The organism is Limnohabitans sp. 103DPR2 (assembly GCF_001412575.1).
Taxonomy (GTDB): Bacteria; Pseudomonadota; Gammaproteobacteria; order Burkholderiales; family Burkholderiaceae_C; genus Limnohabitans_A.
On the sequence record NZ_CP011834.1, the window covers coordinates 2408763 to 2423758 of the forward strand.

Consider the following 14996-nt stretch of genomic DNA (forward strand, 5'->3'; position numbering starts at 1 on the left):
TCAACGCACTTGGTTAATCAATGTTGCGCCTTGCGTAGCGATCAAATCGCTCACCTCAAGACCCGATGTAATAGCAACCCGTGTACCGTCCAAGGGTTCAAAAGTGATGGTGCGCGGTGTGAATCGCTCAGCAGCTGTTTTGACCCAAACAATGGATTGATTGGCTGGGTTCTTCATCAGCGCAGAAACTGGAACAGCCATGCCTTTCACCTTGTCTTTGGTCTGAATCACCACCCTGACTGGCTCGCCGAGAGCCAATGCGCTCAGTTCTTCGCCCTGAGCCTTGAAATTCATGGGCAGTGCTTGCTCCCGTAGGTTGCGTGCTGCCCCTAAAAACTGCAGCGAAATTTGTTGGCCATTCACTGCCATGAACGCCTTGTCCACGCTGGCGATGAGAGAGGTGTCAAAGGCCAAGGCTTCAATTCGCAGGCGTGCTGGGTCCACAACTTCAAACACCAACTCTCGCGCATCGATCACTTGTCCTGCCACCACATTTGCTGAGGCAATCACACCAGAAACGGGTGCCACCAAAGGTTCTCGGTGGTTCAGTCCTGTGCTAATTGCCGAGACGCGGCCAGTCAAGCTTTGTAGCTCGCTCTCAGCTGCTTCGATGTCTTTGCGTGGCACGGTATCGGAAAGTTCCTTAAATCGTGCCAGTCGTTTTTCTGCAAGAGATTTAGCTGCTTTGAGTTCTGCCAACTGTGCAAACTGATTGGATTGCTCAATAGGCGCAAGTGAAGACACAAGATAAGCAAGAACATCCCCTTTGCGCACTGCAGTACCGAGATTTGGCAGACCTTTAGGACCGGCTTCGATTCGACCAGCATTGATGGCTTGAACTTTGCCACCAGCATTGGGGTCCATGCTGACCTTGCCGTTGAGTTCTATTGACCTCGGCAAGTCTGTAACTTCCACTTTGATAGTTCGAATAGCCAATTGACGTTGGGCTGGCTTTGGTAAGAAGACGCTGCCATCGGGTAAGCGCTGAGGCCCGTTCATGTTGGGAGTAGCAGATATACCGCCATGGTCATGGCCTTCACCAGCCCAAGTGCTGGTCACCGGAGATAGGGCAGTCACTGCGGCCATCACGACAGTCAGTGTTGAAAGAGTGGTTTTGAAAGTCATGCGGCACCTCCGGTGCGATTAGCTTGATGAGTCTGTAGGCGCTTGCGAATAAAAATCAGCGCCATGAGAGCAGCGGCAGAAAACAAAGCCCAGCTGAGCCACTTTTTCCATTCATTTTTTGAAGCGCTACCTTGTCCATTCAAATCTGAGTGAATGTCCAGCTCCCCAGCCAACAAATCAACTTCTTTGTCGATCGTGACAGTCGCAGTCACGCTGATAACGCCGGGTTTCGGCTCAGAGGGGAGCACAATTTCAAACTCACCTTCACCGTGCTTTTGCGCTACAAATTTAACGCCAGATAAATCCAGCTCAATTTGTGCATCTTTGACAGGCGCATTGGTTTCAAGGCGATCTAAATAGAGAGTGATTTGCTTTCCGTTCAGCACACCGACCAATTCGAGTGCATCTGAAACTGCTGTAAAACGGGGGGTGGAGGGGGCTGATGTGGCTGCCTTGGCATCGCCATGATCGTGCCCTTCCCCTGCCCAACTCAGACTGGAAAGAGCCAAGCCGATGGCCAGTCCAATGGTTCTGATTCCTGATGAAATAGTCATTGAAATTTTCTGTAATGTTGATTGATTCATAGCACACCTTATTGCGGCAATAGTCCAGCGGCTTGACGTAGCGCTGAGATAGACGCAAAGAACTCGATACGACTTAAAGCAGCTTGACGTTGTGCCTCAACGGCTTCTACCTCGATGCGCAGTCGGGTTGGCAAATCGGATTCACCAAGCTGAAACGATTTCTCAAAGAAGGTGCGGGACTCCAAAGCCAATTTGGCTCTGCGCTCCGCCGCTTTGAGTTGAGCCTGTGCAGCATTGACTTTTGCTTGAGCAAAGTGCCACAGGGACTGTGTCCGATCGCGCTCCAAGGTCAATTGCGCTTGGGCTTGTGTTGCTTCAGCTTGGGCGTGAGCTACAACCGCCTCATACCTAGGGCCACCGCCAAACGGAAGTCGAATGCCTATCGTTATTTTTGAGCTGTAGGGATCTGCAAGATTGCCACGATCTCTGGATTTGGCAATCGTGAATTCTGGGTTCGCCCTTGTTCTGGTTGCGGCCAGTGCCATCGCGCGCTCGGCAACATCTGAGCGCGCTTGCAGCTCCATCAATGCAGCATGGTTGCGTGGGTATTCAGCTGAAGGGAGTAACTCTGGGCTATCTGACAAAGTCAGCGTTGAAAAACTTGTCGCACCAATCGATGCTTTGATCATCTGAATGGCAAGTTCCAAATTTGCTTGCGCCATGGCATACGCAGACTCAGCCACCGCAACGGCACCTTCAGCTTGGTGTTGATCCGATTGAGCTAAATCACCCGCCTTCACCCGTTTAGAAACATCTTCAGCTAAGCGTTTCGCATTGTTCAATTGATCCGTGGTGACATCTTTTTCGATGCGAGCACGGTGCAAATTCCACCAATCCTCTCGGATTTGTCCGGCAACACGCAGTTGATTTGCTTTAATTTGATGATCTAAAGCGTTGACCTCAGCTTCTGCGAGAGCAGAACTTTTGCTTCGTTGACCGGGGAGCCACATCGGAACTGCGATTGCAATTTGCTGCTCTCGTTCACCCAAATTTCTGCCCCACTGATCAGATTTTGAGTTCAGCTCTACGGCTGCTGGCTCTGGTGTCCATGCTGCAGCTGCACGCTTTTGGGCTTGCAATGCTTGCTGACGAGTCTCTAACGCTTGTGCTTCTGGTTGACGCGCCCAGGTGGCATCAAAAATATCTTTGACGCTCTGAACTGGCCGTGGCTGGTTGGTATTTTGCGCAAATACATGAAAGACACTGCACACTGAAATGGCAGCTACTGCACTCAGGCGCCATTTGAAATTCCATTTTTTGGTTCGGTACATCCGACTCTCCTAGGTTGTGAATAACCATGACATGGAGATCGGTAAGGAAGCTGGATCGACACGCACAGCCGCTTCAGAACTGAAGCTCAGTTCTCAAGAAGTCGGCTGAAGCGGGGATGGATTGAACTAACCTCACCGATCAGGCGAGGTGGTTCCACTGAGGTCGTTCTGGTCGTTCTATTGCAGAACGGAAAAGGAATTCGGCTTGAGTAGCCGTCACGTGCTCGGGGCCTTGTGATGAAGGCATTTGCGTCTGAGTAACCAACGCAGCGCAGCAACCGGCATGGCAACTGGCGCAATCTGTATCACTACCGTCCAGATTACTTACCTTTGAGGTAGGCGCTTTGGTGTCGGACATGGAGTCGCTAGACTTGTGCTCGTGCTCATGATGACCGGGGTGTTGCGCTTGCGAGCTGACATCGCTTTCATGCTGGCAATAACCGCTCACTGCAGCCCAAGAGAGCTGCAATGGCATAAAGACCAGCAAGAAAATGGCAATCAAGCGACGCATGGGCGGAAGTATATCAGCAAAGTTGGAAGACAAAGTTGGTGTTTCGTTGAATGCCCCATCTTCAATGCTGGGCTTTCAAAAGCCTCAAGCCATTGAAAACGACCATCAGACTGGCACCCATGTCGGCAAACACTGCCATCCACATGGTTGCATCGCCAAAAATCGCCAGCGCTAAAAATACGGCCTTGATACCGAGCGCCAAGCTGATGTTTTGCCAAAGCACAGCATGGGTTCGTTTGGATAATCGAATGGTTTCTGGCAGACGGCGCAGGTCATCATTCATCACCACCACATCAGCCGCCTCCATTGCGGTGTGCGTGCCAGCGCCTCCCATGGCAAAACCAATATTAGCTTTTGCCAAGGCAGGTGCATCATTGATGCCGTCACCTGTCATGGCCGTGACGCCAAACCGCTGTTGAAGCTCAGCAATCGCATCTAGTTTGTCTTCTGGCAGCAGGTTGCCTCTAACTTCATCAATCCCTGCTTTCGCTGCTACGGTATGCGCTGTGGCAATGTTGTCACCCGTCAACATCACGGGTGTCACGCCCATGGACTTCAACTCAGCCACCGCTTGTGTGGACGAGGGTTTGATGGTGTCGGCCACAGCACACAAAGCCATCACACGATTGGCATTGGTCAAAATGGTGACGGTTCTTCCCGCTTCTTCATGAACTTTGAGGCGATTCTCAAGTTCGGCAGAGCATTGTTGGCGCTCTTCGATCCAACGATGATTGGCCAACGCATAGGGATGCGCCTCAATGACACCTTGTACGCCACGACCTGCAACTGCTTGAAATTCAGTGACATCTCTTAGGTCTGCGGTGAGACCTTCGGCAATGGCTTTGGACACGGGATGGTCTGAACGAGCAGCAAGACTTTTGGCAATGCTTTGAGTGTTTGCAAAATCTAAGCTTGTATCGATGGGTTCAAACGCCACTAATTTCGGTTTACCTTGTGTGATGGTTCCTGTTTTGTCTAGGGCTACCACCTTGATGCTTCTGGCTTCTTCAAGATAAACACCCCCCTTGATCAAAATGCCTCGACGTGCCCCTGCAGCTAAACCACTGACGACCGTGACTGGGGTGGAAATGACCAAGGCACAAGGGCAAGCAATGACCAAAAGCACCAAGGCTTTGTAGAGCGCTTGAATCCAAGTCCAGTCTGCAAGCCAAGGCATCAGTACAGCCACAGCAACAGCTAAAACAAAGACGGCTGGTGTGTAAATAGTTGCGAATTTATCCACAAACCGTTGGGTTGGGGCACGTGATGCTTGCGCTTGTTCGACGGCGTGGATGATGCGAGTTAAGGTACTGTCCGAGGCCAGTGCCGTGACCTGAATTTCCAATGATCCTGATTGATTGATGGTGCCTGCATAGACTTCATCACCAGCAGTTTTATCGACTGGCAAGCTTTCACCAGTGACAGGGGCTTGATTGACAGCACTGCTACCTGATTTGACGACGCCGTCTAGGGCGACGCGTTCGCCCGGACGCACACGCACAGTTGCGCCTATTTCAACGGTCTTCACAGGGCACGGCACCCACTGCCCATCAGTTTGCAGAACTTCGGCGTGTTCTGGTGCAAGTGCCAGCAGGCTTTTGATGGCGTTGCGAGCACGGTCGACTGCTCGGGCCTCAATCGCTTCAGCAATGGCATACAGTGCCATCACCATAGCGGCCTCTGGCCATTGTCCGATCAGGAATGCACCTGTGACAGCGACGGTCATGAGTGCGTTCATATTCAAGCGCCCTCGAACCAAAGCAGAAAGACCTTTGCCGTAGACCGAAAAGCCCGCTAAGGCGATCGCACAGGCGGCAAGTGCCATGCCTAATCCTTTTGAAGCCAAGTCATCGGGCAATGCAAAAGCCAAGCCCTCGGCGGCTAAAGACAATATCAAAGCACAAATCAACTTGCCCCATGAGTCCCAAAATCTATGCGAGGCAACGCCTTTTGCATTTGCTTTGTCACGCTCGTCGATCAACGGCTCTGGTTTAAAACCCACTCTGCGAATGGCATCGATAGATTCGGCCACAACTTGTGGATCAGCGGCAATCGTCAATTCGCGAGCAGTCAGATCGAAGCGCAAACTTCGAATGCCTTGAATCGCTACCAACGCTTGACGAATTTCCGACTCCTCAGAAGCGCAGTCCATATTGGCAATGCGAAAACGCTGATCATCGTTGCTTAAACCAACTGCACTGGGGTGCTCAACAGTGACGGGCGTTGAAGCGCAGGTCGTCCCGCATCCGCAGGACAATTGAGTTTTAATTTGTTGTACTTGCTCAGTGACTGACATAACTGTTACTCCTAGTTGGGTAGATTAGAAACCCTATAGTCACTACAGTGTCAAGCGCATAAAATTTGACCTTCAAATCAGTTCGAAAAGATGCCACATGAAGATCGGTGAACTAGCTAAATCTACCCAAACACAGGTGGAGACGATTCGGTATTACGAGCGAGAAGGGTTGCTACCTTCACCGCTGCGCTCGGAAGGAAACTATCGAATTTATGGCCCCGAACATGCGGCTCGGCTGTCTTTTATCCGTAACTGCAGAAGTCTGGATATGACACTGAACGAAATTCGAACCTTACTGGCTTTCAAGGACGCACAGCAAGGTGACTGCGATGGTGTGAATGAACTGATCGATACACACATGGCGGACGTTGCGTCAAGGATAAAAGAGTTGCGAACACTTGAGCGCCAACTCAAAGAATTACGCGAAACTTGTATGGAAGCGCGGGCAACAAACCAATGCGGCATTCTTGCTGAGTTATCTGCACATCCACGCCAAGCAACTTTGAAATCAAAAAGCGTTTCAGGGCACATTGGTGGATTGCACTCAAAAAGCTTGTAATGTCTGAGATGGACATTAATTGGTCAATACAACTGGACGCGCTGGTCACGTTGCTGGACTGATTGGTCAACATCACTGGAATACGCAGGGGGCAAGCATGGCTGAATTTTTCATAGCCGGCACTATGCTGAAGCTGCGCCGCAAAACCTACTTTGCCGCGCGCAAACAAAAACGCCCCATTGTTATTGGGGCGTTAAGGTCAAGTCAGTCCAAGCTCCTTGGCCAACTGGTTTAAGTCAACGTTACGTTCTCGCAGCAATTTGCTTGAGTCAGTAATGTAATAACGTCCCAAGTTCAGAAAATCCCTTGAATCGTGTCTACACACTCTAACTCTTAGACCATCTAAGCGACGGTTGATTCGCTGCATCAACGCTTGATTGTTTTTGGCATTCATAGCTCAATCCTTTTAAAAATTAAGCCGTCATGAACATTTGGTCTGGTGCCTATTCATGAACGACAGGTTCTACCTGCCAAGCCTTACCGCGAGTCACAACTCAATATAGAGCCGAACCAGACCATGAATTCAATGTATCAGGCAATTCAAATTTTTTCAATCGACTGGATGAAAGGTCAGTCTCTTTCCGACTTTGCCGGATTACATGCTCATACTGCCCTGTTGTCCAACGTTTGACAAAGGTTCTTGGATTTTTATATTGCGTTTACTGAACAGTGATTAACCTGTCTGGAGGGGCCTCACCGATAAACTGGGGGTGGGGGTACGGTATGGTGTCAGGATTACCAAAAATTATCTTGAGCATCAAAGTGGGTAAAGTCGTAATCACAGCTGCTAACGAGAGATCGGCAAAATACATATTTTCAAGATGTTTGTTTTTGCTGAAACGCATAGGAGCTGATTGTCCAGCCTGTACCAGCATAGTTTTAATGGTGGGTGAATAGGCGGGTAGAAACGAAAAACGCGCCCGAAGGCGCGTGTTTACTAGCTTAATGGCGGAGTGGACGGGACTCGAACCCGCGACCCCCGGCGTGACAGGCCGGTATTCTAACCAACTGAACTACCACTCCTGGTAGCTTGAAGCTTCTGCTCTACTGTCTTAGCTTTCGCTAGCAACAGAGCCAAGTGCAACAAAACTTGGCGACCCTACGGGGATTCGAACCCCGGTACTCACCGTGAAAGGGTGATGTCCTAGGCCTCTAGACGATAGGGTCATAACCTGGACTGAGTTTTAACAACTCATTCTCGACACTTTGGTGGAGGTAAGCGGGATCGAACCGCTGACCTCTTGCATGCCATGCAAGCGCTCTCCCAGCTGAGCTATACCCCCTTTGTGATGCTTTTAAACATCCCTCGTTGGTGTCGAGAAATGGATTATAGACAGATTTTCAGGCCTTTTTCAAGCGGTCTAAAACTTTTTGCTTTTCGCACAAAGACAAGACAGCATCCAGGGAGGGGGTCTGCGCTGTTCCCATCACCAAGACGCGCACAGGCATGGCCAATTGAGGCATTTTCAGGCCGTGCGCCGCCAAGACCTCTTTGATCACAGCCGCAATACTGGCCTTGTCCCAGTCAGCACCAGACAACTTGTCCACCAAGGTAGCCAGCGCGGGCTTCACAGCGTCTGTCACGTGTTGCGTCTTCTCTTCTTCCTTCGGCACCACATCGCCATAGAAAGCTGTGACCCAATCGGCCAATACACACAAGGTGTCACAGCGGTCTTTGAACAAGCCGCAAATGGCCGCCAAGCGGTCGTCTGACGCAATACCGCGCTGACGCAAGATGTCACTCACCCACGCTGCCAATTTGGCATCGTCAGTGGCTTTCAGATGTTGGGCATTGACCCATCGCAATTTGGCATCGTCAAACTGCGCGGCGCTGCGACCCAAGTGGTCAAGATCGAACCAGTCCAAGAATTGCTGGCGACTGAAAATTTCATCATCACCGTGACTCCAACCCAAACGCGCCAAGTAGTTCACCATGGCATCGGGCAAGTAACCTTCATCGCGGTACTGCGTGACGGGCTTGGCACCATTGCGTTTGCTCATCTTCTCGCCCTGCTCATTCAGCACGGTGGGCAAGTGTGCGTACACCGGCACTTCTTTGCCCAGTGCTTTGAAGATGTTGATTTGTCGTGGGGTGTTGTTGACATGGTCATCGCCCCGAATCACGTGCGTGATCTGCATGTCAATGTCATCCACCACCACGCAAAAGTTGTAAGTGGGCGTGCCATCGGGACGTGCGATCACCAAGTCGTCCAACTCTTGATTGCTGATTTCAATGCGGCCCTTGACCTTGTCATCCCAAGCCACAACACCCTCGATGGGATTCTTGAAACGCAACACAGGCTTCACACCTTCAGGCACAGGTGGCAAGGTCTTACCTGGCTCAGGACGCCATGTACCGTCGTAACGGGGTTTCTCCTTGGCCGCCATTTGCTTTTCACGCAAGGCATCCAACTCTTCAATGCTCATGTAGCAAGGGTAGACCTGCCCTGTGGCTTGCAATTCAGCCAACACTTGCTTGTATCGGTCCATGCGCTGCATCTGATAGAAGGGACCTTCGTCAGGGTTCATGCCCAACCAAGCCATGCCTTCCAAGATCACATCCACAGAAGCCTGGTTAGACCGCTCTAAGTCAGTGTCTTCAATGCGCAAAATGAACGTACCACCTTGCGATTTGGCAAATGCCCAAGGGTACAAGGCAGAGCGAATGTTGCCCAAGTGAATGAAGCCCGTAGGCGATGGCGCAAAGCGTGTGCGAACCGGTTGATTTGATGACGACATTGTTGTTGTTTTCGAAATTAAAGGGCTTGAAAGCCGCGGATGAAATCAGCTTTCAAATCATCCAAATGTTCCAGGCCCACTGCCACACGGATCAAGCTTTGCTGAATACCTGCCACTTGCCGTTGTGCTTCGGACAAACGGCCATGCGAGGTACTGGCTGGATGGGCCACCAAGGTTTTCACATCCCCCAAATTGGTACTGAGAGAAACTGTGCGTGTGGCATTCATGACTTTGAAGGCGTTCTCGCGGCCTTGCTCAGGCGAGTTGGCCTTAACCTCAAAGGACAACACCGCGCCACCCAAGCCCGACTGCTGCTTCATGGCCAACGTGTGTTGCGCATGGCTTTTCAAACCAGGATAGTAAACACGGGCCACTTGCGGCTGTGCTTCTAGCCATTGCGCCAGTGCAATTGCCTGTTGAGATTGCGCATGCATGCGAATGCCAAGCGTCTCCAAGCCTTTCAAAACCACCCAGGCATTGAAAGGCGACAAGGTCATACCCGCACTGCGCATCACAGGTCCAAAGACATCGTCGATCAATGCTTTTGAGCCGCACAAAGCACCCGCCATGACGCGACCTTGACCATCCAAGTACTTGGTCCCCGAATGCACGATTAAATCGGCACCCATCTCTAAAGGACGTTGCAAGATGGGGGTTGCAAAACAGTTGTCGACCACCAACAAAGCATTGCCAGCATGCGCAATGTCTGCCAAGGCCTGAATGTCACACACATCGGTCAAGGGGTTGGTGGGTGTCTCAGCAAACAACAGGCGAGTATTGGGCTGCATGGCCGCTTTCCACTCAGCCACATTGGTTTGTGACACATAGCTGGTTTGCACGCCAAATTTGGCAAACTCGCTGCCAATCAATTTGATGGTGGAGCCAAACAAGGAATGCGAGCAGATGACATGGTCACCACTTTTGAGCAAGCCCAAACACATCAACAAAATAGCGGACATGCCTGTCGAGGTCGCAATGCAAGCCTCTGCGCCTTCCAAGGCCGCCAAGCGCATTTCAAAACTGCTGACAGTGGGGTTGCCCAATCGAGCGTAGGTGTAGCCCTCCTCCTCGCCTGCAAAACGGCGCGCTGCAGTTTCGGCATCGGGCTGCACATAGCCACTGGTCAGATACATCGCCTCTGAATTTTCACCATATTGGCTGCGGTCTACAGCAGCGCGTACGGCCAAAGTGTCGATGTGCAAATTGTCGGGCAAAGGATGTTGACTCATGTCGGTCTTAGCTGCTTTTCAGGTAGTAGGGAGGCAATGAAATTAGGTGGCATTGGGCAAGGCCAAGCGTGAGCGATCTGCGTCGGCTTCCAATTCATCTTGTTGCGAAGGTCGGTTTTCATTGAGTCGCACAATGTCTTCTGCAGAGACATCGCCCGTGACATAAATACCGTCAAAGCAAGAGGCGTCAAAACCTTTGACTTTGGGGAATCCCGGCAAGACAGCATTGGCCACTGCCAATTTCATCGCGTCGACATCTTGGTATATCAAAGCATCGCAATCGATGATTTGACGAATTTCGTCAACCGTGCGGTTGTGCGCAACCAACTCGTCTGAGGTGGGCATGTCAATGCCGTAAACATTGGGATACCGCACAGGGGGTGCAGCACTGGCCATGTACACCTTGCGCGCACCAGCTTCTCTTGCCATCTGAACAATTTCGCGGCTGGTGGTGCCGCGCACAATGGAATCGTCGACCAACAAAACATTGCGGCCTTTGAATTCGCTGGCAATCACATTGAGTTTTTGACGCACTGATTTTTTGCGAACTGCCTGGCCCGGCATGATGAACGTGCGGCCCACATAGCGATTTTTCACAAAGCCTTCACGGTAAGGCAAGCCCAACAACTGCGCCAATTGTGCGGCGCTGGGTCGACTCGATTCTGGAATGGGAATGACCACATCAATGTCGCTAGGTGGAACAGTTGAGATGACCCGCTTGGCCAAAGTTTCACCCAGGTTCAAACGTGCTTGGTAAACAGAAATACCGTCCAGGGTGGAGTCTGGACGGGCCAAATAAACGTATTCAAAAATGCACGGACTTAGTTGGGGCGTATCTGCACATTGCTGACTGTGCAGTTGGGTTTGCATGTCAATGAACACTGCTTCACCCGGATCAATGTTGCGCTCAAATTGATGCAGTGTGCCTTCAAGTGCCACCGATTCACTGGCCAACATGTATGTGCCGTCCTTGCCTTTGCCAATGCACAGAGGACGAATGCCAAAGGGATCACGAAATGCCAGCAAACCATGTCCGGCAATGAGTGCAATGACAGCGTAAGAACCCTTCACGCGGCGATGAACGCCCTGGACTGCCTTGAAGACATCAGCTGGGGTCAGTGGCAAACCTCGTGTGGTTTTTTCCAACTCATGTGCAAGCACATTGAGCAAAACTTCCGAATCACTTTCTGTGTTGATATGACGATGATCAGTTGAAAACAATTCTGCCTTGAGTGCTTTGGCATTGGTCAAGTTGCCGTTGTGCACCAAGACCAAACCAAATGGCGCATTCACATAAAACGGCTGCGCCTCTTCTTCACTGAAAGCATTGCCTGCAGTGGGATAGCGCACTTGGCCCAGACCACAATTGCCTGGCAGTGAGCGCATGTTGCGTGTTCTGAACACGTCACGAACCATGCCTTTGGCTTTGTGCATGTGAAACTTGCGGTCCATCTGCGTCACGATGCCTGCCGCATCTTGACCACGGTGCTGCAACAACAGCAACGCGTCATAGATCAGTTGGTTCACAGGTGCGTTGCTTGCAACGCCAACAATTCCACACATAAGTCAATCCATTCAGACGGGCAAAAAGGCCCCAAACTTTTCAGGCAACATGGGGCGCAAGCCTTTGAGCATCGTGATCAGCATGGGGGCTCCCTTGGACTCGAGCCACCAATCACTCTCTTGCAATGCCGTCATGTGAACCACCACACTCAAGGCCAAGAGCAAAATCAAACCACGAAACAGGCCAAACACGGCCCCCAAAATACGGTCCACAGGTCTTAAACCTACGGCAGAAATCAAACGCTTCATCAGGGCAGAGATGAGTCCCGCCGCAAAGACACTGACAATGAAAACCAAAACGAATGCCGCCGCATATCGCAGCGTTTCGCCTGAGCTTTGCATGGGTAATTTTTCGGCCACTTCAGGCGCCAGCCATTGGGCCAACAAGAAAGCAGCAATCCAGCCCATGACCGACAAGACCTCATAGACCAAGCCGCGCCATGCACCTACCAACATAGATGCTACAAGCACGGTCAGTAGGATCCAATCGGTGGAGGACATGTCTGGCCCTTGCTTAGAGCTTTAAGACAGAAGTGGGTAGGTTCAGTTTGCGAATTTTTTCAGCGGCTTTGTCAGCTTCTTCTTTGGTCGCAAAGGGTCCAACACGAACGCGAATGCGTTTGCCTTCTTTGGTATCAACTTCTTGCGTGTAGGTTTTCAAGCCTGCTTGTTCCAACTTCGTGCGCGCTTCCTTGGCTTTGGCTGCATCCGCAAAAGCACCCACCTGCACCACAGACCTCACAGCCTCAGATGACTTGGCAGCGTCTTTGCCATCCAACAAGGCTTTGGCCTTGGCTCCATCTTTGGACTCTGATTTGGTCTCCGACTTTTTGTCGGATTTGACATCGGGTTTTTTATCAGTCTTGGGGTCAGCTTTGGTATCCGCTTTGACTTCCGGCTTTGCTTCAGGCTTCACCTCATGCTTAGCTTCTGGTTTGGATTCAGCTTTGACCTCGGGCTTGGCTTCAGTCTTGGTTTCAGACTTGATTTCAGTCTTTGTGTCTTTGGTGACCACCTCTTCGTGAGGGTCCAAAGCTGCCACGTTGGCAACAGCACTTTTGGCAGGTGTCACAGCAGGCTGCTCAGGCGCTGAGGGCACCAGCACGGGACGCTCTTTGGCTTGCGTCGATTTGGAACTGTTGCCCGGTGTGGCCAATGGCGCTGCTTGGTTACGATCTGGAATGACGATGGGTGTGTCGATGGCGACCGGACGAGGCTGACTGTCAAACAGCAAGGGTAAGCCGACAACTGCACCCAACACCAAAACGACAGAGCCCATCAAGCGATGACGAGCGCGCTTGCGAATCACCTCCACGCTCTCAGCAGGCGTACTGGACAGCGCATCTGCGCCGGTGTTGGCCGACTGACGGCCAGGAAATCGAAGCTTGAAAAAAGCCATGCGGTGAAGTCTCAATTACGCAGGTGCTTGGCGTGCAGCTTGGGGATGCCCTGCTGCAAAACGCCGCCCACCGTATAGAACGAACCAAAGACCAAGATTCTATCAGTGGGGTCTGCAGCCAAGATGGCGGCATCCAAGGCTTTTTGAGGCGTTTCATGCACACTGGAACGAACATCCTTGCGGGTGTTCAAGGCAGCCCAATCTGTGGCCAATTGCTGGGCCGTGCTGGCTCTGGGAAGCGGCAAATCGGTGAAATACCAAGCATCGACCAAGGGCAGTAGCTTTTTCAGCATGCTCTCCAAATCTTTGTCGGCCATGGCGCCAAAAACGGCATGGGTGGTGGGATAGAACCCCATGGCGTCCAAATTGGCAGCCAAAGCCGCCACAGAATGCGGGTTGTGGGCCACATCCAAGACCAAAACCGGCTCGCCTGGGACAATTTGAAAACGACCTGTCAACTCCACCATGGCCAAGCCATTTCGGATGGCCTGTGCTGTGACGGGCAATTGCGGGCGCATGACCTCCAAAGCAGCCAACACGCCAGAAGCATTGAGCAATTGATTGGCGCCACGCAGCGCCGGGTAAGCCAGCCCACTGTACCGACGCCCCCTCCCCGCCCAAGACCATTGAAGCTGATCCCCTGAAAAATTGAAATCTTTGCCAAGTAACCAAGCATCCGCTCCCAAAGCTTGCGCTTGTTTCACCACACTCTCTGGTGGCATCGGGTCACTGATCACCACGGGTTGGCCGGCGCGCATGATGCCGGCTTTTTCAAGGCCAATGCTGTCGCGGTCTGCCCCTAACAAGGCGGTGTGGTCCAAATCAATGCTGGTGATGATGGCGCAATCGGGATCAATGATGTTCACGGCATCCAAGCGCCCCCCCAAGCCCACCTCCAAAATCACCACATCCAGTTCGGCATCCGACATCATTTTCAAAATGGCCAAAGTGCTGAATTCAAAATAGGTCAAGCTGGTGTCATGGCGCGCAGACTCGACACATTCAAAGGCCGAGGCAAAGACTTCTGCCTGAGGCGACTCGCCCACCAAGCGACAACGCTCTTCAAAATGAACCAAATGTGGGGATGTGTAAACGCCCGTTTTGTAGCCCGCTTGAAGGTAAATGGCCTCCAGCAAGGCACACGTTGAACCTTTGCCATTGGTACCTGCGACGGTGATCACAGGCATGGTCAGACTCAAGTTCATGCGTTGGGCCACTTGACGCACACGGTCTAGGCCCATGTCAATGGCTTGGGGGTGCAGTTGCTCGCAATGGGCGAGCCATTCACTCAATGTTTTCATATGGGTAAGATTGTCGCTGAGACTGCATCGACTTACAGGACATCATGAAATACACCAGCATCACCCTTTACGGCATCCCCAACTGCGATACCGTCAAAAAAGCCCGTGCATGGCTGACCGATCAAGGGTTTGAGTATGTTTTCCACGACTTCAAAAAACAAGGCTTGCCCGAAAATGCCCTGAACAGCTGGCTGAAAGCGCTTGGCTGGGAAACCGTGGTCAACCGCAAAGGCACCAGTTGGCGCAAGCTCAGCCCTGAAGACCAAGCCAGCGTGACAAGTGCCGCTTCCGCCAAACCCTTTTTGCTTGCCAACCCGAGCTTGGTCAAAAGACCCGTCATTGAGTGGCAATCTGCCAAAGGCACTGACATCACGGTGGGCTATCAACCAGAACAGTGGCTGACGCGTTAAGTGTTGCAA

14 protein-coding genes and 3 tRNA genes are annotated in these 14996 nt (G+C 51.7%); 3 read left to right on the forward strand and 14 right to left on the reverse strand.

Annotation, left to right across the window (positions count from 1 at the left end; all coding sequences use genetic code 11):
* From L103DPR2_RS11565 to L103DPR2_RS11585, 5 genes are all read right to left on the reverse strand, one after another.
* Complete coding sequence (locus L103DPR2_RS11565) at positions 1 to 1125, reverse strand: efflux RND transporter periplasmic adaptor subunit (RefSeq protein ID WP_055361224.1); 1125 nt, start codon at positions 1123 to 1125, stop codon at positions 1 to 3.
* Entirely contained in the window at positions 1122 to 1709 is a 588-nt protein-coding gene (locus L103DPR2_RS11570) for a hypothetical protein (protein ID WP_231717639.1), read from the reverse strand. The genes L103DPR2_RS11565 and L103DPR2_RS11570 overlap by 4 nt, the downstream gene beginning before the upstream one ends.
* 8 nt (positions 1710 to 1717) lie before the next feature.
* Entirely contained in the window at positions 1718 to 2980 is a 1263-nt protein-coding gene (locus tag L103DPR2_RS11575; RefSeq protein ID WP_055361226.1) for a TolC family protein, read from the reverse strand.
* A gap of 139 nt (positions 2981 to 3119) precedes the next feature.
* Complete coding sequence (gene czcI, locus L103DPR2_RS11580) at positions 3120 to 3491, reverse strand: cation efflux protein, CzcI family (RefSeq protein ID WP_055361227.1); 372 nt, start codon at positions 3489 to 3491, stop codon at positions 3120 to 3122.
* Between the two features lie 61 nt (positions 3492 to 3552).
* Entirely contained in the window at positions 3553 to 5787 is a 2235-nt protein-coding gene (locus L103DPR2_RS11585; RefSeq protein WP_082466808.1) for a heavy metal translocating P-type ATPase, read from the reverse strand.
* 97 nt (positions 5788 to 5884) lie between these two features.
* On the opposite strand from L103DPR2_RS11585, the gene cadR reads away from it, so the two are divergent.
* Both cadR and L103DPR2_RS14330 read left to right on the forward strand, forming a co-directional pair.
* A complete protein-coding gene (gene cadR / locus L103DPR2_RS14245) occupies positions 5885 to 6346 on the forward strand; it encodes a Cd(II)/Pb(II)-responsive transcriptional regulator (RefSeq protein WP_082466809.1) in 462 nt (153 codons plus the stop codon).
* A gap of 97 nt (positions 6347 to 6443) precedes the next feature.
* Positions 6444 to 6581 carry a hypothetical protein gene (locus L103DPR2_RS14330; protein WP_156339901.1) on the forward strand — a complete coding sequence of 46 codons (138 nt, stop codon included), beginning with the start codon at positions 6444 to 6446 and terminating at the stop codon, positions 6579 to 6581.
* A gap of 711 nt (positions 6582 to 7292) precedes the next feature.
* On the opposite strand, the gene L103DPR2_RS11600 is transcribed toward L103DPR2_RS14330, so the two are convergent.
* From L103DPR2_RS11600 to folC, 9 genes are all read right to left on the reverse strand, one after another.
* Positions 7293 to 7369 (reverse strand) — tRNA-Asp (locus tag L103DPR2_RS11600).
* A 68-nt stretch (positions 7370 to 7437) separates the two neighbouring features.
* Positions 7438 to 7513, reverse strand: a tRNA-Glu gene (locus L103DPR2_RS11605).
* Between the two features lie 40 nt (positions 7514 to 7553).
* A tRNA-Ala gene (locus tag L103DPR2_RS11610) sits at positions 7554 to 7629 on the reverse strand.
* A gap of 58 nt (positions 7630 to 7687) precedes the next feature.
* Complete coding sequence (gene gltX / locus L103DPR2_RS11615; RefSeq protein WP_055361231.1) at positions 7688 to 9085, reverse strand: glutamate--tRNA ligase; 1398 nt, start codon at positions 9083 to 9085, stop codon at positions 7688 to 7690.
* A gap of 17 nt (positions 9086 to 9102) precedes the next feature.
* The gene (locus L103DPR2_RS11620) at positions 9103 to 10314 is read right to left on the reverse strand and encodes an O-succinylhomoserine sulfhydrylase (protein WP_055361232.1); all 1212 of its coding nucleotides are present in this window, start codon (positions 10312 to 10314) and stop codon (positions 9103 to 9105) included.
* A 42-nt stretch (positions 10315 to 10356) separates the two neighbouring features.
* Positions 10357 to 11877 carry an amidophosphoribosyltransferase gene (gene purF / locus L103DPR2_RS11625; RefSeq protein WP_055361233.1) on the reverse strand — a complete coding sequence of 507 codons (1521 nt, stop codon included), beginning with the start codon at positions 11875 to 11877 and terminating at the stop codon, positions 10357 to 10359.
* 12 nt (positions 11878 to 11889) lie between these two features.
* Positions 11890 to 12378 (reverse strand): CvpA family protein, encoded by a 489-nt coding sequence (locus L103DPR2_RS11630; protein ID WP_055361234.1) that lies wholly within the window; start codon positions 12376 to 12378, stop codon positions 11890 to 11892.
* A gap of 13 nt (positions 12379 to 12391) precedes the next feature.
* Positions 12392 to 13276 (reverse strand): SPOR domain-containing protein, encoded by an 885-nt coding sequence (locus L103DPR2_RS11635; RefSeq protein ID WP_055361235.1) that lies wholly within the window; start codon positions 13274 to 13276, stop codon positions 12392 to 12394.
* 11 nt (positions 13277 to 13287) lie between these two features.
* Positions 13288 to 14577, reverse strand: coding sequence for a bifunctional tetrahydrofolate synthase/dihydrofolate synthase (folC, locus tag L103DPR2_RS11640; RefSeq protein ID WP_055361236.1), 1290 nt, complete (start codon positions 14575 to 14577; stop codon positions 13288 to 13290).
* Positions 14578 to 14621: 44 nt separating this feature from the next.
* Between folC and L103DPR2_RS11645 the strand changes: the two genes are divergently transcribed.
* Positions 14622 to 14987 carry an ArsC family reductase gene (locus L103DPR2_RS11645; RefSeq protein ID WP_055361237.1) on the forward strand — a complete coding sequence of 122 codons (366 nt, stop codon included), beginning with the start codon at positions 14622 to 14624 and terminating at the stop codon, positions 14985 to 14987.
* The last annotated feature ends 9 nt before the right edge of the window (positions 14988 to 14996 follow it).

Bases quoted from the DNA above. Each gene is read 5' to 3' on its own strand.
- L103DPR2_RS11565 (WP_055361224.1), bottom strand. From the start codon at position 1,125: ATGACTTTCAAAACCACTCTTTCAACACTGACTGTCGTGATGGCCGCA.
- L103DPR2_RS11570 (WP_231717639.1), bottom strand. From the start codon at position 1,709: ATGAATCAATCAACATTACAGAAAATTTCAATGACTATTTCATCAGGA.
- L103DPR2_RS11575 (WP_055361226.1), bottom strand. From the start codon at position 2,980: ATGTACCGAACCAAAAAATGGAATTTCAAATGGCGCCTGAGTGCAGTA.
- czcI (WP_055361227.1), bottom strand. From the start codon at position 3,491: ATGCGTCGCTTGATTGCCATTTTCTTGCTGGTCTTTATGCCATTGCAG.
- L103DPR2_RS11585 (WP_082466808.1), bottom strand. From the start codon at position 5,787: ATGTCAGTCACTGAGCAAGTACAACAAATTAAAACTCAATTGTCCTGC.
- cadR (WP_082466809.1), top strand. From the start codon at position 5,885: ATGAAGATCGGTGAACTAGCTAAATCTACCCAAACACAGGTGGAGACG.
- L103DPR2_RS14330 (WP_156339901.1), top strand. From the start codon at position 6,444: ATGGCTGAATTTTTCATAGCCGGCACTATGCTGAAGCTGCGCCGCAAA.
- gltX (WP_055361231.1), bottom strand. From the start codon at position 9,085: ATGTCGTCATCAAATCAACCGGTTCGCACACGCTTTGCGCCATCGCCT.
- L103DPR2_RS11620 (WP_055361232.1), bottom strand. From the start codon at position 10,314: ATGAGTCAACATCCTTTGCCCGACAATTTGCACATCGACACTTTGGCC.
- purF (WP_055361233.1), bottom strand. From the start codon at position 11,877: ATGTGTGGAATTGTTGGCGTTGCAAGCAACGCACCTGTGAACCAACTG.
- L103DPR2_RS11630 (WP_055361234.1), bottom strand. From the start codon at position 12,378: ATGTCCTCCACCGATTGGATCCTACTGACCGTGCTTGTAGCATCTATG.
- L103DPR2_RS11635 (WP_055361235.1), bottom strand. From the start codon at position 13,276: ATGGCTTTTTTCAAGCTTCGATTTCCTGGCCGTCAGTCGGCCAACACC.
- folC (WP_055361236.1), bottom strand. From the start codon at position 14,577: ATGAAAACATTGAGTGAATGGCTCGCCCATTGCGAGCAACTGCACCCC.
- L103DPR2_RS11645 (WP_055361237.1), top strand. From the start codon at position 14,622: ATGAAATACACCAGCATCACCCTTTACGGCATCCCCAACTGCGATACC.